At 71.4% G+C, this 18273-nt stretch carries 16 protein-coding genes; 9 read left to right on the top strand and 7 right to left on the bottom strand.

The window, feature by feature from the left end; genetic code table 11:
- Positions 1 to 75: 75 nt before the first annotated feature.
- Positions 76 to 1578: an endo-1,4-beta-xylanase gene (locus tag FLW16_RS38045; protein ID WP_142565844.1), complete on the bottom strand. Its 1503-nt coding sequence runs from the start codon at positions 1576 to 1578 to the stop codon at positions 76 to 78.
- Positions 1579 to 2225: 647 nt separating this feature from the next.
- On the opposite strand from FLW16_RS38045, the gene FLW16_RS38040 reads away from it, so the two are divergent.
- Positions 2226 to 3524 carry a TIGR04013 family B12-binding domain/radical SAM domain-containing protein gene (locus FLW16_RS38040; RefSeq protein ID WP_142565841.1) on the top strand — a complete coding sequence of 433 codons (1299 nt, stop codon included), beginning with the start codon at positions 2226 to 2228 and terminating at the stop codon, positions 3522 to 3524.
- A gap of 80 nt (positions 3525 to 3604) precedes the next feature.
- On the opposite strand, the gene FLW16_RS38035 is transcribed toward FLW16_RS38040, so the two are convergent.
- A complete protein-coding gene (locus FLW16_RS38035) occupies positions 3605 to 4579 on the bottom strand; it encodes an aldo/keto reductase (protein WP_142565840.1) in 975 nt (324 codons plus the stop codon).
- Positions 4580 to 4649: 70 nt separating this feature from the next.
- Positions 4650 to 5774, bottom strand: a complete 1125-nt coding sequence (locus FLW16_RS38030; protein ID WP_221891480.1) for a 4Fe-4S domain-containing protein — start codon at positions 5772 to 5774, stop codon at positions 4650 to 4652.
- Positions 5775 to 5931: 157 nt separating this feature from the next.
- On the opposite strand from FLW16_RS38030, the gene FLW16_RS38025 reads away from it, so the two are divergent.
- The 4 genes from FLW16_RS38025 to FLW16_RS38010 all read left to right on the top strand — a co-directional run bounded on the left by FLW16_RS38025 (position 5932) and on the right by FLW16_RS38010 (position 9239).
- Positions 5932 to 7251: an aminotransferase class I/II-fold pyridoxal phosphate-dependent enzyme gene (locus FLW16_RS38025; RefSeq protein ID WP_142565838.1), complete on the top strand. Its 1320-nt coding sequence runs from the start codon at positions 5932 to 5934 to the stop codon at positions 7249 to 7251.
- Between the two features lie 45 nt (positions 7252 to 7296).
- Positions 7297 to 7944, top strand: coding sequence for an FMN-binding negative transcriptional regulator (locus tag FLW16_RS38020; protein ID WP_142565836.1), 648 nt, complete (start codon positions 7297 to 7299; stop codon positions 7942 to 7944).
- A 47-nt stretch (positions 7945 to 7991) separates the two neighbouring features.
- Positions 7992 to 8369, top strand: coding sequence for a signal peptidase I (locus FLW16_RS38015; RefSeq protein WP_142565835.1), 378 nt, complete (start codon positions 7992 to 7994; stop codon positions 8367 to 8369).
- A gap of 90 nt (positions 8370 to 8459) precedes the next feature.
- Entirely contained in the window at positions 8460 to 9239 is a 780-nt protein-coding gene (locus FLW16_RS38010; RefSeq protein WP_142565833.1) for a thioesterase family protein, read from the top strand.
- Between the two features lie 16 nt (positions 9240 to 9255).
- On the opposite strand, the gene FLW16_RS38005 is transcribed toward FLW16_RS38010, so the two are convergent.
- The 3 genes from FLW16_RS38005 to FLW16_RS37995 all read right to left on the bottom strand — a co-directional run bounded on the left by FLW16_RS38005 (position 9256) and on the right by FLW16_RS37995 (position 12967).
- Positions 9256 to 10959 (bottom strand): PQQ-dependent sugar dehydrogenase, encoded by a 1704-nt coding sequence (locus FLW16_RS38005; protein ID WP_142565831.1) that lies wholly within the window; start codon positions 10957 to 10959, stop codon positions 9256 to 9258.
- A gap of 170 nt (positions 10960 to 11129) precedes the next feature.
- Positions 11130 to 12206 (bottom strand): sorbosone dehydrogenase family protein, encoded by a 1077-nt coding sequence (locus FLW16_RS38000; protein WP_142565829.1) that lies wholly within the window; start codon positions 12204 to 12206, stop codon positions 11130 to 11132.
- A gap of 212 nt (positions 12207 to 12418) precedes the next feature.
- The gene (locus FLW16_RS37995; protein WP_142565827.1) at positions 12419 to 12967 is read right to left on the bottom strand and encodes a sigma factor; all 549 of its coding nucleotides are present in this window, start codon (positions 12965 to 12967) and stop codon (positions 12419 to 12421) included.
- A gap of 155 nt (positions 12968 to 13122) precedes the next feature.
- On the opposite strand from FLW16_RS37995, the gene FLW16_RS37990 reads away from it, so the two are divergent.
- Complete coding sequence (locus tag FLW16_RS37990) at positions 13123 to 14055, top strand: GNAT family N-acetyltransferase (protein WP_260616042.1); 933 nt, start codon at positions 13123 to 13125, stop codon at positions 14053 to 14055.
- 71 nt (positions 14056 to 14126) lie between these two features.
- Positions 14127 to 15470 (top strand): NADP-specific glutamate dehydrogenase, encoded by a 1344-nt coding sequence (gene gdhA, locus FLW16_RS37985; protein ID WP_142565823.1) that lies wholly within the window; start codon positions 14127 to 14129, stop codon positions 15468 to 15470.
- Positions 15471 to 15498: 28 nt separating this feature from the next.
- Here the strand turns inward: gdhA and FLW16_RS37980 are convergent, their stop codons facing one another.
- Positions 15499 to 16896 carry an MFS transporter gene (locus FLW16_RS37980; RefSeq protein WP_185949773.1) on the bottom strand — a complete coding sequence of 466 codons (1398 nt, stop codon included), beginning with the start codon at positions 16894 to 16896 and terminating at the stop codon, positions 15499 to 15501.
- A gap of 114 nt (positions 16897 to 17010) precedes the next feature.
- Here FLW16_RS37980 and FLW16_RS37975 point away from each other — a divergent pair, with 114 nt between their 5' ends.
- Together FLW16_RS37975 and FLW16_RS37970 are read left to right on the top strand one after the other, a co-directional pair.
- Positions 17011 to 17886, top strand: a complete 876-nt coding sequence (locus tag FLW16_RS37975; RefSeq protein ID WP_142565819.1) for a helix-turn-helix transcriptional regulator — start codon at positions 17011 to 17013, stop codon at positions 17884 to 17886.
- A 10-nt stretch (positions 17887 to 17896) separates the two neighbouring features.
- Positions 17897 to 18268, top strand: coding sequence for a VOC family protein (locus FLW16_RS37970; protein WP_142565817.1), 372 nt, complete (start codon positions 17897 to 17899; stop codon positions 18266 to 18268).
- Positions 18269 to 18273 lie beyond the last annotated feature (5 nt).

The following is an 18273-nucleotide window of genomic DNA, read 5'->3' as shown; positions in this document are numbered from 1 at the left end:
CCGGAGGCCATCGCTTGGGGCTAGGGGAAAAGGGTCAGCGGGTGGAGCCGGCCTGAGTCAGCGGCCCCGCGGGACTCACTGCGTGAAGGTCCACTTCTGGTTGTTTCCGCCCCAGCAGGAGTAGAGCTGGATCTGGGTGCCGTTGCCGGTGCCCTGTCCGACGGCGTCCAGGCACAGGTTCGACTGAACACCGACGATGGTCCCGTCCGAGTTGAGGCGCCACTTCTGGTTGTCGCCGCCCCAGCAGGAGTAGATCTGGACCTTGGCGCCGTTGCCGGTGCCCGCGGCGTCCAGGCACTTGTTGCCGTAGACCCGCAGCTCCTGGGCGGAGGTGTAGGTCCAGGTCTGGTTGGTCTGGCCGTTGCAGTCCCAGATCTGCACCTGCGTGCCGTCGTTGGTGCTGGCGTTGGGCACGTCGAGGCAGCGGCCGGAGCCGACACTCCTGATCGGCCCGGTTCCGTTCCCACCACCGGGGGTCGGCGAGGTGCCCGGGCTGGGGGAGGTGCCGGGGCTGGGGGAGGTGCCGGGGCTGGGCGACGTCGTCGGCGTGGCCGCGTTGAGAGCGTTCAGGACCGAGGTGTAGGCGGCCTTCTTGTTGCCGTTGCTGTCGAACAGCAGCGGGCTGGTGTTCGCGCCGAGCCAGGAGTCGCTGTCGCGCACGCCCCACACGGTGATGCCGATGCAGCGGGAGACGGCAAGGCAGTCGTTCACGACGCTGGCGTAGGTCGAGGCGGAGCCGCCCTGGATGTCCAGCTCGGTGATGGCCACGTCCACGCCGAGGGCGGCGAAGTTCTGCAGCGTCGTCCGGTAGTTGCTGGGGTAGGGGCTGTTGCTGTTGAAGTGCGACTGGAAGCCGACGCAGTCGATCGGGACGCCGCGGGACTTGAAGTCCTTGACCATGTTGTAGACGCCCTGCGTCTTGGCCCAGGTCCAGTTGTCGGTGTTGTAGTCGTTGTAGCAGAGCTTGGCGGCCGGGTCGGCGGCGCGCGCGGTGCGGAAGGCGACCTCGATCCAGTCGTTGCCGGTGCGCTGGAGGTTGGAGTCACGCCGGCCGCCGCCGCTGTCGGCGTAGGCCTCGTTGACGACGTCCCAGTAGGGGATCTTGCCCTTGTAGTGGGCCATCACGCCGTTGATGTGGTTGATCATCGCCTGGCGCAGCGCGCTGCCCGACAGGGACTGCATCCAGCCGGGCTGCTGGGAGTGCCAGGCCAGCGTGTGCCCGCGCACCTGCTTGCCGTTCTGCACCGCCCAGTTGTAGATCCGGTCGGCGTTGGTGAAGTTGAACTGGTTCTGGTTCGGCTCGGTGGCGTCGATCTTCATCTCGTTCTCGGCCGTCACCATGTTGAACTCCCGGCTCGCGATGCCGGTGTAGTTCCCGTCGCCGAGTTTGCCGCTCGCGATGGCGGTGCCGAAGTAGCGGCCGCTTTGCGCCGCAGCCGCGCCGAGCGTGCTCGCCGCGGCGTCGGCGGGGACCGTCACCGCCACCACCGCCGTGGCCGCGGTGAGCACGCCGAGAGCGCCGGCGACCAGAGCCCGGCGCAGCCGGGTTCCGGGCGGGGACATGACGTTTTCGCCCATGTCTGAGCCTCCATAACTGAATCACCGAGGGGGAACGTGGAAGTTCCCGTGAGATCGACGCCGCGCCTCGTCGCTTGAGGACGCACACCACCGGGACGTCGGGATGGGCGGCCCCCTGCACGTGCACCACCACCTGGGAGCGGGGGACCGCCTTGGAGGATCAGTGTGGAAACCTCCCCGAAACTTGTCAAGACTTCAACGGAAACTTTCGGGCTACCTGGCCGAGGCGTATGCGCAAAATCGGTTAAGTGGGCGGGATCCGCGATCCGAAAGTTTCGGCGGTCCATACGTTGGGCGGGTGGAGTGGAATGAAAGTTTCACCACAGGCTTCTCACTGGTCTCGGGCCATCGCGATAACGCGCAGTTGGGCCACGCTCGGACCTGAGCGGCGGCGTGATCACGTATCAAGCCCCTTGACAAGGGTTCTCCGCCTCGTATTGGCTCCGCCCCACACCACCTCCAAGCACCCCGATGGAGAGGAGAGCAAATCGGCAGACGCATTGTGAACGCTCACAGCTTCGGCAGCGGCGGTCTCCCGCCGTCGCCCCGGTCGTCCGCCGGGCTCGGAAGACGCTCCGCCGACGTGCGGGCACCTCGATCACGGCCGGCGGTGCGGGGGAGGACGGCGGTGGCACTACCCTGCCAGGGTGAGCGTGGAAGTGTCCGTGGTGGTCCGCTATCGCAAGGCCGTGACGTACGGCGTGAACGCGCTGCTCGGCGCGCTCGAGACCGCGAAGGCCGAGTGCGATCTGCGGCTCGGGACCACTCCCGAGGAGACCGCGGAGCACATCGCGGCCAGCCCCGCGGACCGTGTCCTGGTCCTCTGGTCGTTCTACTCGCCGGACGCCGAGGCGATGGCCGCCGAGCTGGCCACCGTACGGGCCCTGGCCGACGACCCCCGCGTCCTGCACATCGCCGGCGGAGTGCACGCCACCGCCGAGCCGCAGCAGGTCGTCGACGCCGGCTGGGACCTCGCCGCGATCGGCGAGGGGGAGCCGACGATCGTCGCCCTGGTCGAGGCGCTGCGCGCGGACCGGCCGCTCACCACCGTGCCCGGGCTGGCCGTGCGCGACGGCGACGGCACGGCGCTGCGCACGCCACCGGCCCCGCAGTTACCGCTGGACGCGTTTCCGTCCTTCCCCGACCGGCGCCGCCACTTCGGGCCCATCGAGATCACCAGGGGCTGCGCCTACACGTGCCGCTTCTGCCAGACGCCCTTCATGTTCGGCGGCAGGTTCCGGCACCGCAGCGTGGACAGCGTGCGCGAGCACGTCCGCCGGATGGCCGCCCACGGCCTGCGGGACGTCCGTTTCATCACCCCCACCTCCCTCTCGTACGGCACGCAGGGGCCGGAGCCGGCGCTTGACGCCGTGGAGGAACTGCTGGCGGGCGTGAAAGAGGAACTGCCGGCGAACGGGCGGGTGTTCTTCGGCAGCTTCCCCTCCGAGATCCGTCCGGAGCACGTGACGCCGGAGGCGATGCGGCTGCTCAAGCGTTACGTGGCGAACGACAACATCATCATCGGCGCGCAGTCGGGCTCCGACCGCGTGCTGGCCGCGGCAGGCCGCGGCCACGGCAGTGCGCCGGTGCGCGACGCCGTGCGGATCGCCGTGGAACACGGCTTCCGCCCGAACGTCGACTTCATCTTCGGACTGCCCGGCGAGTCGTCCGAGGACCAGGACGCGTCCCTGCGGCTCGCCGCGGACCTCGCGGATCTCGGGGCGCGCATCCACACCCACACGTTCATGCCGCTGCCCGGCACGCCGTGGCGGGACGCCGAGCCCGCGTTCATCCCGCTGGCCACGATGCGAGAGCTGGACCGGCTCGCGCAGCGCGGCGACGCCTACGGGCACTGGCGCAAGCAGGCCGAGCACGCGGCGCGGCTCGCCGAGACGGCCAAGGCGTACCCGCGCCGTGCCCGGCGCCGCCGCACCACCGACCGCTGACGTCCCCGCGCTGATTCCCCGCCCTGGAGTCCCCGCCCGCCGAGCCCTCTCCCGGGCCCGGCGAGCGTGGGGCCTCTCGATCAGAACTGCTGCGGCCGCGCCTGGTACGGCTCCTCGAGGAAGGCGATCTCCTCCTCGGTGAGCTCCAGCTCGACCGCGGCGAGCGCGTCGTCCACGTGGTGCTCCTTGGTCGCGCCGACGATCGGAGCGGTCACGGCCGGGCGGCTGAGCAACCACGCGAGGGAGAGGGTCGCGGGGGAGACGCCCCGCTTCTCGGCGGTGCGGGCCACCCGCTCCAGGACCGCCTCGTCGGCGGGCCCGCCGTACAGCTGCTCCTGCCTGGCGCCGTCGCCGACCTGCCGCACGGTGTCGGCCTGCTTGCCCGCGCGGGCGAGCAGCCCGCGGGCGAGCGGGCTCCACGGGATGAGCCCCACCCCCTGGTCGAGGCACTGCGGGATCATCTCCCGCTCCTCCTCGCGGTGCAGCAGGTTGTAGTGGTTCTGCATCGAGACGAACCGGGTCCAGCCGTGCTTGTCCGCGGCGTGCTGGGCCTTGGCGAACTGCCACGCCCACATGCTGGAGGCGCCGATGTAGCGGGCCTTGCCGGCCCGGACGATGTCGTTGAGCGCCTCCATGGTCTCCTCGATCGGCGTCTCGTCGTCCCACCGGTGGATCTGGTACAGGTCGACGTAGTCGGTGCCGAGGCGGGCGAGGGAGGCGTCGATGGCCGACATGACGTGCTTGCGGGACAGGCCGTAGTCGTTCCTGCCCTCGCCCATCGGGAAGTAGACCTTGGTGGCCAGCACGTAGTCGTCGCGCCGGGGGAAGATCTTGCGCAGCAGCCGCCCGGTGACCTCCTCGCTGACGCCTCCCGAGTAGACGTCGGCGGTGTCGAAGAAGGTCACGCCGCCCTCGGCCGCCTTGCGCACGATGGGCTCGGCCTGCTCCTCGTCCAGGACCCAGCCGCCCCACTTGGCCGGTTCGCCGTAGCTCATCATGCCCAGGCAGATCCTGCTGACCTTCATCCCGGTGGTGCCAAGTCGTCGATACTCCATGGCAGCACCCTATTTGCCCCATCACGTTGCCGGGCGGGACGGGTGTCGCCCGCGCGCGGAGCGGGGCGCGTCACCAGCGCAGCGCGGTGAAGTCGACCGGCCGGGGTGAGAGCCGCCCGGTGCGGCCGGCCAGGTCGTGCATCCGGCGGGCGAACTCGTCGGCGGGCAGTCGCTTGCGGTCCCCGTGGCCGGGCAGCAGCCATTCGAAACGCACCCGCGGTGCCGTACGGGTCAGCGACGCGGCCAGTTCCGTGATGGAGTACCAGGTGACCGACTCGGCGACGGCGATGTCCCCGTCGGTGCGGGACCAGTAGAAACTGTCACCGCTGAAGCAGTAGGTCTCGTCGGCGAGATACAGCACGCTGCCCTCGGTGTGTCCGGGCAGCGGATGCGCTGTCACACCGTCGGCGATCTCGATCGGCTCGGTGCCCCGGAGGATGCCGTCGGCGTCCGGCGCGGCGGCCAGGTCTCCTTCGTGGATCCACAGGCGGGCGCCGAAACGGTCGGCGTATTCGCGGCCGTGCGCGGCGTGGTCGCGGTGGGTGAGCAGCACGTCGGTGATCGGACCGAGGGCGGCGTATTTGGCGGCCAGGGCGGAGCTCCAGCGCGGCGTGTCGATCATCATCAGGTTTCCGGCCGGTCGGCGCAGCAGGTAGGAATTCGCGCCGGCGGTGTGCCGCGAGTTGTGCCCGCACAGGTGCACGTGCTCGGAAAGGCGGAGGGGGAAGGGATCGAGCGCCGGGTCCGGTCCGCGCGCGCCGTGCCGGATCGACCGGGTGTGACAGGCGAAAGCCGCGGCGTACAACGCTTCTTCCTCCGCATCCGTGCGCGGCTGACGGACGACCGAGGAGCGGCCGTCGACCTCGGCGATTAGTTCCGGTGCGAGCTGCCGGGCGACGTCGCAGTTGGTGCAGCGATGATCGACGTGCCAGACGGCGTCGGCCGATTGCTCGTTCATGACGTGGTCCCTCCGCACGGGCCGGTGGAAAGCGGCGACCAATTGAATATCACGCGCCAGGAGGAGAACAAACCGAAGAATGTCATTGACTTTTCCGAAGACGGCCGCTCTCGGATGCCTTCTCCGGGTGCGGTTGACAATTTCGAAAATAGTGCTCTGTGCGCCGTTCGCGGATAACGCAATTGTCATGATGCGCTCAAGGAGCCGGCCGTACACCGTGCTCTGCTCGTCTTCCATGAATCCGATTTCCTGCACACGTGGATCGCGACGATATTCGCCTCCGCGGCCGGCAGGGGGGCCTCGGCTGGAGGTGAGCAGCGGACCCGTTTGACATAGGACAAAGGTTTCGTTGTCATAGGACATACGGCTGGCGTCTGCTGGTGGAGGTGAGGTCGTGCGGATCAGCGGGACGACGGCGACGGAGATCGCGGACAGCGTGCGGAACCTGATCGCGTCCGGAGAGCTGGCGCCGCAGGCGCTGCTTCCGCCGGTGCGGACACTGGCGCCTGAGCTGGGGGTGAACCGCAACACGGTGGCGGCGGCGTACCGGCAGCTGGTGGCCGCCGGTGTGGCCGAGACCCGCGGCCGCGGCGGAACCTTCGTCGCCGGAGTGCCACGCCTGGCGCGCGAGGGGGCGGGATTCGGCGGTCGGCTGATCGACCTGGCCAGCGGGAACCCCGACCCCGAGTTGCTGCCCGACGTGCTGGCGGCCGTTCAGCACGGGGAGTACCGGCAGCCGCTGTACGGCACGCCGGCGGTCGACCCGGCACTGGCCGAGTGGGCGGCGGCCCGGTACGCCGAGGACCTGACGGGCTCCTCGTTCCGCGTCCTGGTGACCAACGGCGCGGTGGACGCGACCGAGCGGTTGTTGAACGCGCACCTGACACGTGGCGATGCGGTGGCGATCGAGGATCCGTGTTTCTTGGCCAGTATCGGCACGCTGCGGGTGAACGGATATCGCACCGAGCCCGTTGCCGTGGATCACGCCGGGATGCGTCCGCAGAGCCTGCGGGCCGCGCTGGAGCGCGGTGCGCGGGCGGTCGTGTGCACACCGCGCGCGCACAACCCGACGGGAGCGAGCCTGACCGTCGAGCGGGCCGCCGAACTGCGCGCGATCCTCGCTGACCACCCGCAGGTCCTGGTGATCGAGGACGACCACTTCTCGGCCGTGTCCGCCATGCCTTACCACCGCATCACTCCGCCCGGGACAACCCATTGGGCGCTGGTCCGCTCGGTGTCGAAGTTCCTCGGCCCCGACCTGCGCCTCGCCCTCGTCGCCACCGACGAGGGCACCGCCAGGCGCCTGGAGGTCCGGCTGAGCCCGGGGACGATGTGGGTGAGCCGGCTGCTGCAGCACGCGGCCCGCGAACTCCTCCTCGACCCGGAGGTTCAAGAGCTGCACACGCGGGCTCGCACCGCCTACGCCCAGCGGAGCGCGTCGCTGGTGAAGGAGATCAACGCTCGTGGCATCGGCACCCCGGCCGGCTACCGCCCGGACGGGCTCAACGTGTGGATCGACCTCGGCTCCGACGCGCGGGAGGTCGTCGACGCGCTGGCCCGGCGCGGCTGGGCCGTGCGGCCCGGTGACCTCTTCGCCGCCGGCCGGGCGGAGCGACCGGCGCTGCGGGTGACCACCGCGACCCTCACCGAGCCGCAGGCGCGGGAGTTCGCCGCCGACCTCGCCGCCGTCCTCGACCACCCTCAGGCGACCTGAACGTCATCCGGCCCACCGCACCGCCGACCACGCAAGGAGACCAGCATGTTCATACAGCCCTGGGACGCCGCCCTGGACGAAGCCGAGTGGCAGACCTGGATCGCCGAAGGCCACGACTTCGGACAGCTGAGCGTCAACGGCCTGCCCGGCCGCGCGCCCGTCGTCGTCCCCACCCACTTCACCTGCGACGGACACGACCTCCTCGTCCACCTCGCCCGGCCCAACCCGGTGTGGAAGGCGATCGAGCACGACCCGAACGTCGTCCTCACCGTCATCGGCGACTACGCCTTCGTCCCCGGCCCCTGGCGCGCCACGGCCGGCGCCCCGCCTCACGACGGCGTCCCCACCAGCTACTACACGGCGGTCCAGTTCACCTGCCGCGCGGTCATCGTCGACGACCCCGAGGCCAAGGCCGAGCTGCTGCGCCGCCAGCTCGCCCACTTCCAGCCCGGCGGTGACCACGCCGTCGTCGCCGTCGACCGGCCTCCCTACAGCCGGTTGCTGCCCGGCATCCGCGGCCTGCGCCTGGAGGTCGCCGGCGTCCTGGCCAAGTTCAAGTACGACGACCACAAACCCGTCGAGCACCGCACCGCCGTCGCCGGCCACCTCACCGCACGCGGCCAGGGCCTCGACGTCCCCGCAGCACGTCAGCAGCGCCGCCGCCTGGACCGCATCGGCCCCTGGAAGCCCTGACCCCATGCCCGCACGCACGTACGCGGGATTCGCTAGCGTGCGGGGCTGTGGCGGAGAACGTATACGTGGGGAACGCTCATCTGGACTCGCTCGGCGACCGCGGGTGGCTGCTGGGGCATTTCAAACCCGATGGCGATGTGCGGCACAGCGAGGACGTCGAGATCAAGTGGTACGCGCATCCTCGTGGCGACCGGCGTGCGGAATGGGTCACGGGCGAGAAGCGCACCGCGCTCCTCGTGCTGATCAGCGGCCGCTTCCGCGTCGAGTTCCCCGGGCGGAGCGTGCTGTTGGCGAATCAGGGCGATTACGTGGTGTGGGGCCACGGGGTCGACCACTCCTGGCATGCCGAAGAGGAGTCGGTGGTGCTCACCGTCCGGTGGCCGTCGATTCCGGGGTATGCGGTCTCCGGCACGGCTCCCGCGTAGCCCCGGGCCGGGTCGGCGGGCGGACCCCCGAACGGTGGTGCGGTGCGCCGGTCGAAGGGACCCGCGGAGCCGCCTCTAGAATCTTGTTCCATGGCGATGTACGTCCCCCTCGATCAGGGCCGATACCAGGCGACGGAGCACACCCAGGGGCCGTGGGACCCACGGCATCAGCACATGGGGCCCGTCACCGCGCTGCTGGTGCACGAGCTGGCCCGCGTTCCCGGCCGTTCCCCCGGCCTTCCTCCGGCCCGGCTGGCGGTGGACGTGTTCGCCCCCGTCCCGGTGGCTGAGGTGGAGGTGCGCGCCGAGATGATCAGGGACGGCAGGCGCGTGCAGTGCCTCGGCGCATCCGTCACCTCCGGCGGGCGTGAGCTCGTCAGGGCGACCGCGTGGCGTATCCGGGAGGCCGGCAGCCCGGCGAGCGAGGCCGCGCCGCCGCCCGCGCCGGTCCCGCCGCCGGCCCCGGGCGACGCGGAGTCGTGGATCGCGCAGGGCTTCGGGTATGGCAGGGCCACGGACTGGCGGTTCGTCAAGGGCTCCCCGGACGAGGCCGGGCCCGCCGTCGCGTGGGGCAGGGCGCGGGTGCCGCTCGTCGAAGGTGAGGAGATCACGCCGCTGGAACGGCTCGCGATGTTCGCCGACAGCGGCAACGGCATCAGCGGCGTCCTGGACTTCGGCGCCTACCTGTTCGCCAACGTGGACCTCACCATCTCTCTGTTCCGCGCCCCGGAGGGGGAGTGGATCTGCCTGGACGCGTCCACGACGATCGGTCCCCGGGGACGCGGGCTCACCCGCACCACGCTGTTCGACCAGTCCGGCGAGGTCGGCACGGCCACGCAGACCCTCTTCGTCGAGCCCCGGACCGCCTGATCCCGTAGCCGGGGCGTCAGGCGGCCGTACAGGTGATGGGCGACGGCGCCTCGACGGCGCCACCGGACCAGCCGACCGCGAATTCCTGTGTCACCGCCGCGCCCGGCGGCAGCACGCCGTTCCAGGGCTGGCTGGTGACGGTCACCGTGGCTCCCGGCGTGCTGTAGCCACCGTTCCACACCACGTAGCTCAGACCGTTGGGGACCTTGAAGGTGACAATCCAGGAGGAGATGGGCAGCGTTCCCGTGTTCCGCACCGTCAGCTCGCCCCGGGAGGCCGCCGTCCACGAGAGGATGAAACGGATCGTCGCTTCGCACGAGCGTGTGCCGGTGGGCGGCGACGGGCTGGGCGACGGTGAGGGACTGGGCGAAGGCGACAGGCTTGGCGACGGTGACGGGCTGGGCGTTGGAGAGGGGCACGGCGAGGCACTGGGCGAAGGCGACGGGCTGGGCGAGGGGCTGGGTGACGGCGTCGGTGAAGGGCTGGGCGAAGAGGAGGCGCTGGGCGAAGGCGAGGGGCTGACCGACGGTGACGGGCTGGGTGACGGCGACGGTGACGGGCTGACCGACGGGGAGGGGCACGGCGAGGATCCGCCGGACGGTGAGGGCGACGGCGAGAGCGACGGACCGGCTGATGGCGAGGGCCACGAGCTGCCGACGGGCGGGATCCGGATGATCCGGTCGTCGCCGACGACCGGAGTACCGCCGCTGTCGTGGTTGCTCGTCGTCACCCAGAGCCAGCCGTCCGGACCGAGGGCCACGGCGCGCAGCCGTCCGTACCTCCCCTGAAGCTCGGCCACCGGGGTGCCCGCGGTGCCGCCCGCGGCCGGCACCGCCCACAGCCGCGTACCGCGCAGGGCCGCGGCGAAGAGCGTCCCGTTGGCGTACGCGAGGCCGCTGGGCGACGCCTCGGCCGGGCGCCAGGTCACGATCGGGTCGCGCCAGCGTGTGTCGCCGCACACACCTTGGCAGGCCGGCCAGCCGTAGTTGCCTCCCGGGACGATGGCGTTGAGTTCGTCCCAGGCGTCCTCGCCGAACTCCGTGGCGTACAGCCGGCCGCCCGTGTCCCAGGCGAGGCCCTGGACGTTGCGGTGGCCGTAGCTGTAGACCGGCGAGCCGGCGAACGGGTTGTCCGGAGGGACCGAGCCGTCGGGCCTGACGCGCAGGATCTTGCCGCCCAGGGTGCCGTTCTGCGCGTTGCCGGGGTTCCCGGCGTCGCCGGTGGAGACGTACAGCATGCCGTCGGGACCGAACGCGATCCGCCCGCCGTTGTCGGACTGGCCGCGGGGAATGCCGCTGAGGACGACCTGCTGTGTCTGGGGCGAGCTCAGCCGGAACCGGATCACGCGGTTGTCGGAAGCGCTGGTGAAGTAGACGTAGACGATCTGGTCCTGTGCGAAGGTGGGGGACACGGCGATGCCGAGCAGGCCGCCGTCGCCCGTCGCGTACACGTTCCGGATGGTGGTCACCAGCGTGGGTGTGTACCCCGGATACACCCGCCAGATGTCGGCGGTGGCGCGTTCGGTCACGAGGGCGCTGCGGTCCGGCAGGAAGGCCATCCCCCAGGGTGTCTGGAGCCCCGTGGCGGCGACCTGCGCCTTGGTGAAGTCGAACCCGCCGGTGGCCGCTCCCGCGGGGGCCGGCCGGGTCACGGCGAGCGCCGCGGCGGCGGTCACGGCGCAGAGGACGGCCGCGAGTGCCGCGGACAGACGCTTGGGCATCACGTGCTCCCGGGAGGGGGACGGGGGCCGCATACCGGCTCGTCAATCATCGAAAGCGTCCGCCGCGCCCGAGGCAATGGACCGGCGGAGGCCCGTCCACCGGCCTGCGCGTTCGTCCGCCGCCGGAGCCCGGGTGAGGAAACTTTCAGACCCGCGGCGGTGATGGCAGGTCAGCGGGCCGCGGGCCGGACGCGGATGATCCGGTCGTCGTCGGCGGATGGGGTTCCTCTGCCGTCGCGGTTGCTCGTCGCCACCCACAGCGAGCAGTCGGGCCCGACGGCCACGGCGCGCAGCCGCCCGTACGTCCCCTGGAACTCCGCCACCGGGGTGCCCGCCGTGCCGTCGCTGATCGGCACCGTCCACAGCCGCGTCCCGCGCAGGGCCGCGGCGAAGAGCGTGCCCTTGGCGTACGCGAGGCCGCTCGGAGACGCCTCGGCGGGGCTCCAGGTCACGAGGGGATTGGTGAAGCGCGGGTCGGAGCACACGCCCTCGCAGATCGGCCAGCCGTAGTCGCGGCCGGGGAGGATGCGGTTGAGCTCGTCCCAGGTGTTCTGGCCGAACTCCGTGGCGTACAGCCGGCCGTCCTCGTCCCAGGCGAGCCCCTGCACGTTGCGGTGCCCGTAGCTGTAGACCGGTGAGCCGGCGAACGGGTTGTCCACCGGCACCGAACCGTCGGGCCTGACGCGCAGGATCTTGCCGCCCAGGCTGTTCAGGTTCTGCGCGTTCGCCGAGTTTCCGGCGTCGCCCGTGCCCACGTACAGCCTGCCGTCCGGGCCGAACGCGATCCGCCCGCCGTTGTGGGTCTGGGCGCGGGGGATGCCCGTGAGGATCGGCTGCTGCGTCTGGGGCGAGCTCAGCCGGAACCGGACCACCCGGTTGTCGGAGGCGCTCGTGTAGTACGCGTAGACCCACTGGTCCAGGGCGTAGGCCGGGGAGACCGCGATACCGAGCAGGCCGCCCTCACCCCCGGGCGCCACGTTCGGGACCGTGGCCACTTTCACGGGCGCGGATCCGCGGCGCACCCGCATGATGTCCGCCGTGTCGCGCTGGGAGACCAGGGCGCTGCCGTCGGGAAGGAAGGCCATCCCCCAGGGCGCCCGCAGTCCCGTCGCGACGACCTGCGGGTCGGCGAAGTCGTACCCGCCGGTGTCCGCGTCCGCGGTGCCCGGCCGGATCGCGACGAGAGTGGCGGCGGCGGTCACCGCGCTGAGTGCGGTCGCGAGCGCCACGACGAGACGCTTGGGCATGAGAGGCTCCCGGTGCGGGACATGGGCTTACGGCTCGTGACGTACAACTCGCGAACCGTACACCGGGCGAACCGGGGAATCCGCCCGCCGCGCCGGCGCCCACCAGGGAAAACGCCTTCGGCCGATCCTCGGCGACCCGCGCGTCCTTCCGTTCCCCCGGCCCGCACGACGGCCGGAGCGCGGGAGCCCGACGCGCCTCGCGCGGCCCCGCGTCACCCGATCACGTCGGTCGTCCAGTCGCGTTCGTCGGCGCCGAGTACGGTGATCCGGTCGAGCAGCCCCCGCGGACCGCCGATCGCGCGCAGCGACGCGGGCACCGGGCCGTCGACCTGCACGCACAGGTCGAGGCCGGTGGCGCTCGTGCAGGTGCTCTTCCGGGGCTGCGGGGAGCCTCCTGCCGGGCTGACGCCGACTGTGACGGGCAGCCCGTTCGCCGAGAGGAACAACTGGAGTTCCCACGCGCCTGCGCCCCGCAACGGCGGCCGCCACAGATGCACTTCCTGCACGCGGACACCGGCGGGCAGGCCGTCGATGCGCAGCGGCAGGCAGGCCAGGGCCGCCCGCAGGTCGAGCGCCGCGTCGACGTTGTCCGCCCGGCCGGCGCGCTGCCAGTTGGTGTAGAGCTTCGTCACGGTGGCCTGCACGAGGTCGTCGGCGGCATGCCAGTCGCCGCACAACAGGTAGGCGACTTTGCGCAGCCACAGCGCCTTCTCCGTCACGTACTCGGTGAACTCGGCGTTGCGCCCTGGACTTCGGCTCACGTGCGTCCGCCCCCGTTTCAATGCCCGCGGGCGTGCTCGCCCTCTCTGATGCGCGCGGTGCCGCGAAGGTTGCACGGCGGGCCGAGATCGCTCGGTCCCGCGTCGCCAATTCAGCGGCAAGCGGCCCACAAGTCGCGATGCGTACAAACAGTGGCGTGAACGACTACGACATCCGGCGGCCGACGCCCGCCGACGCGGCGGCCATCCACGAACTGGTCGCCGAGCACGACATCGAGGTGACCGGCAAGCCCGACTGGACGCTCGACGACATCGCCGACACTCTCGGCGAGCTGGACCTGGAGCACGACAGCTGGGTGGTCCGCTCGGGCGGGCGGCTCCTCGGCTGGGGCTACGCCAGGCGCAAGGGAACGAGCGACAACGTGGACGTCGACGTGCAGGCGCGGGAGCCGGGCGCGGCCGCCCTGGTGTGGGACCTGGTGCTCGGCCGGGCCGGCGACCTCGCCCGTGAGGCCGGGCACGACCACGCGGTCGTCGACGTCAGCGTCTACGAGCAGGACACGGTCATGCGCGAGGCGGCCAAGGAGCGCGGCTTCGCGCCCGCGACCAGCTTCCACCGCATGCGGACCGACCACGCCGGCGTACGGCCCCTCTTCCTGCCCGGGGTCACGGTCGAGGCCGGCGCGCCCGAGGGCGAGGAGCTGCTGCGCGCGGCGCACGCCGTCCAGCAGGAGGCGTTCGCCGAGCACTTCGGGTTCGTGCCGAAGACGTTCGAGGAGTGGGCCGACGAAATGGAGGCGTCCAGCGCGAACGACTGGACGCAGCTGCTGCTGGCCCGCGTCCACGGCGAGCCCGCGGCCATGCTGCTCGGCACCAACCACTTCGTGCCCGACGAGAACTGCGGCTACGTCCGCACGCTGGCGGTGCGGCCCGCCTTCCGCGGGCGCGGTCTCGGCCGGCTGCTGCTCACGCGGGCCTTCGAGGCCGACGAGCGGCGCGGGCGGGTGGGCACGATCCTGCACGTGGACAGCAACAACACCACTCCCGCGCTCGGCCTCTACCGGTCGGTCGGCATGCGCCCGGTGCTCGTCATCGACGTCTGGCGCGCTCTCGTACGTCCCACGCGCTGAGATGTGGTTGCTCACAACCCGGATACCTCTACTGTGAAATGCGGAGGAACCAGACACCAAGGGAGTGGTTGATGCTGCACGAGAGGCTCGAGGCGGTCTACGACAACGTCCTGCGCCGCAATCCAGGTGAGATCGAGTTTCACCAGGCCGTACAGGAGGTGCTGGAGAGCATCGGCCCGGTGCTCGGCAAGCACCCCGAGTATGCGGAGCAGAAGATCATCGAGCGGATCTTCGAGCCCGAACGGCAGATCATCTTCCGGGTGCCCTGGGAGGACGACCGGGGCGAGGTGCACATCAACCGCGGCTTCCGGGTCGAGTTCAACAGCGCCCTCGGGCCGTACAAGGGCGGGCTGCGCTTCCACCCCTCCGTCTACCTCGGCATCATCAAGTTCCTGGCGGTCGAGCAGATCTTCAAGAACAGCCTGACCGGCCTGCCGATAGGCGCGGGCAAGGGCGGCGCGGACTTCGACCCGAAGGGCCGCTCCGACCGGGAGATCATGCGCTTCTGCCAGAGCTTCATGACCGAGCTCTACCGGCACCTGGGTGAGTACACCGACGTGCCCGCCGGGGACATCGGCGTCGGGGGACGAGAGATCGGCTACCTGTTCGGCCAGTACAAGCGCATCACCAACCGGTACGAGTCCGGCGTCATCACCGGCAAGGGGCTGACCTACGGCGGCGCCCAGGTCCGCACCGAGGCCACCGGCTACGGCTGCGCGTTCTTCGTCGAGGAGATGCTCAAGGCGCGGGGCACGTCGTTCGACGGCAAGCGCGTGGTCGTCTCGGGCTCGGGCAACGTCGCCGTCTACGCCATAGAGAAGGTGCGCGAGCTGGGCGGCGTCGTCGTGGCCTGCTCCGACTCATCCGGCTACGTGGTGGACGAGAAGGGCATCGACCTCGACCTCCTCAAGCAGGTCAAGGAGGTCGAGCGGCGCCGCCTCAGCGACTACGCCGAGCGCCGCGGCGCCGAGGCGACGTACGTCGCCGGGCGCAGCGTGTGGGAGGTGCCCTGCGAGGTGGCGCTGCCGTCGGCCACGCAGAACGAGATCACCGGCAAGGACGCCGAGGCACTCGTGCGGGGCGGGTGCGTCGCGGTCGGCGAGGGCGCCAACATGCCCACGATGCCCGAGGGCATCCGGGTGTTCCGCGAGGCGGGGGTGGCCTTCGGCCCCGGCAAGGCCGCCAACGCGGGCGGCGTGGCCACCAGCGCCCTGGAGATGCAGCAGAACGCCAGCCGCGACTCGTGGACGTTCGAGTTCTCCGAGCGGCGGCTCCAGGAGATCATGAGCGACATCCACGCCCGCTGCCTGGAGACCGCCGACGCGTACGGCATGCCGGGCGACTACGTGGCCGGCGCGAACATCGACGGGTTCAGGAGGGTGGCGGACGCGATGCTCGCCCTCGGCCTCATCTGAGCGCTCATCCGGGTGCTCGGATGAGTGCTCATCCGGAGTTCCGGCGGGTGCGCAGGAGAGGCAGCGCGCACCCGCCCGCGGCCAGCGAGACCGCGGCCAGCCACAGCGACGTCACCGTGGCGGCGTGCGCCGACGGGGCGAGGCTGAGGAACAGCGTGCCGAAGACGGCCACGCCGACGACCTGACCGAGCTGGAGCATCATCGCCAGCAGGCCGCTGGCGTCGGCCGCGTCGGCGGGCGCGACCCGGGCCAGCGCCACGGCCATGAGCGGGCTGAACGTGCCCGCCATGCCGGCCCCGATGGCCACGAAGCTGATCTCCAGCAGCGGCTCGCCGTGGCCGCCGCCGGCCAGCGCCGCCGCCAGGGCCAGCTCGCCCGCGGCGGTGACGACGGCGGACGCGACGATCATCGGCCGGTGCAGGCGGGCCGGCAGCCGCTTCCAGTTGAGGCTGGTCAGCCCGAAGGCGGCCGCCGCGGGGATGAACAGGCAGCCCGCCCGCAGGGCGCTGTCGCCGAGGTCGCCCTGCAGGTGGAGGGCCATGGCGAACAGCCAGCCGCCGTACGCCGCCATCACGAGGAAGATGCCGGACGCGGCGACGGCCACCCCGGGGGCGCGCAGCAGGCGGCCGGGGACGAGCGGATGCGCCGCACGCCGCTCCACGAGCAGGAACGCGCAGAACGCGAGAACCGACAGGCCCATCGCGACCCACCCCCACAGCGGCCAGTCCTCCTCGTGGCCGAGCACGAGCGGCACGACCAGCAGGCAGACCGCGAGCGACAGGGTGACCAGGCCGGGCACGTCGAGCCCCTGCTCACGCCGCACGTGCACGGCGGGCAGCGTGCGGGCGCCGACGGCGAGCAGCGCGAGCCCGATCGGCACGTTGACCAGGAAGACCGGCCGCCAGGCGGTGCCGAACAGGTCGGCGGTCACCAGCAGCCCGCCGAGCACCTGGCCGACGACCGCGCCGGCCGAGATGACCGTGGCGTAGACGCCGAGCGCCCGGCCCCGCGTGGCGCCGTCGAAGGTGACCTGGATCAGGCTGAGCACCTGGGGCACCATCAGGGCGGCTCCCGCGCCCTGCACCAGCCGGAAGGCGATCAGCACGCCGATCGACGGGGCGAGCCCGCACATCAGCGACGCGGCCGTGAACACCGCGAGCCCGGTGAGGAACAGCCGCCGGTAGCCGAGCAGCCCCCCGAGGCGTGCCCCGGTGATCAGCAGCATGGCGTACGCCACGGTGTAGCCGGAGATGACGAGTTGCAGTCCGGAGCCGGTGGCCCCGAGGTCGGTGCGCATCGTGGGCGCGGCGACGTTGACGATGGTGGCGTCGAGGATGGCCATGAACTGCCCCGCCAGGATGACGGTGAGCAGCACAGCCGGTGAGGTTCGCCGCGCGGCCGGCGCGCGGGTCGTGACAGTGGTCATGGCGGCAACGATGCGGCCGCCGCGATACCGGTAACGAGAGCCTGCCGATACTGGTACTGACACCACCTGGCAACGCGGTCGCGCACCCGGCACGATGGGGAGGTGACGACGGGGATGAGCACCAGGCACACCAGGCGTGAGGAGCTCGCGGCCTTCCTGCGCAGCAGGCGCGAGCGCATCCGGCCCGAGGACGTCGGCCTGCCGCCCGGCCTGCGCCGCCGCACGCCGGGCCTGCGGCGGGAGGAGGTCGCCCAGCTCGCGGGCGTGGGCGTGACCTGGTACACCTGGCTGGAACAGGGCCGCCCCATCAACGCGTCGGTGCAGGTGCTCGACGCCATCGCCCGTACGCTGCGGCTGGACGCGGCCGAGCGGGAGCACCTCTACCGGCTGGCGGACCTGCCGGAGATCGCCGATCCGGCAGGAGACGGGGACGGCCTCGACGCCGAGGTGCACACCATCCTGCGCCAGCTCGACCCGCTGCCCGCGTGCGTCTACAACGGGCGCTACGATCTGCTCGCCTGGAACGCCGCGTACGGCACGATCTTCGCGTCCGTGGTCGGCCGGCCGCGGCTCGAGCGCAACGTCCTGTGGCGGGTGTTCACCATGCCGGACTGCTGCTGCCCGCTCGTGAACAAGGACGAGGAACTCCCGCAGATGGTCGCGACGCTGCGGGCGGCCTTCGGCAGGCACGTGGGAGAGCCGGCGTGGACGGGCTTCGTCACCCGGCTGTCGGCGGCCAGCCCGGAGTTCGCCCGGATGTGGGCGATGCACGAGGTGGCCAGGCCGGGCGTCCGGATGAAGCTGTTCAAGCACTCGTCGGTGGGGCTGATCCGCCTGACGTCCACCAGCATGGCGCTGGCGGCGCCGCCGGAGACCCGCATCGTGGTCTACACGCCGATGGACGACGAGAGCCGGCGGCGGCTCGAATGGCTGACGGTCCATCCGGAGGTCGCCCACTGCCCGCTGCATGGGGAGCCCGTCCACGGGTAAAGCCGCAGTCATGGCCTGTCGTATCAGTGAACTCGTCGTCGACTGCCACGATCCCGAGCGGCTCGCCGCCTTCTGGTGCGAGGTGCTGGGTTTCGAGGTGATCGAGCGCAAGGACGGCTGGGTGGAGATCGGCCCGCCGGGCACCGGCTTCGGCGGTCTCCAGCCGACGCTCATCTTCGAGCCGGTGCCCGAGCCCAAGCGGGGCAAGCTGCGCCTGCACATCGATGTCAACCCCACCGACCGCGACCAGGAGGCCGAGCTGGAGCGCCTGCTGAAGCTCGGCGCCGTGCCGGCCGACGTGGGCCAGACCGGCGAGGAGAGCTGGCACGTGCTCGCCGACCCGGAGGGCAACGAGTTCTGCCTGCTGCGCCGCCGCCTGTGAGCCTC

This window comes from Microbispora sp. KK1-11 (assembly GCF_006874435.1).
GTDB lineage: Bacteria > Actinomycetota > Actinomycetes > Streptosporangiales > Streptosporangiaceae > Microbispora > Microbispora catharanthi.
This window is presented reverse-complemented; position numbering and strand designations above follow the sequence as displayed.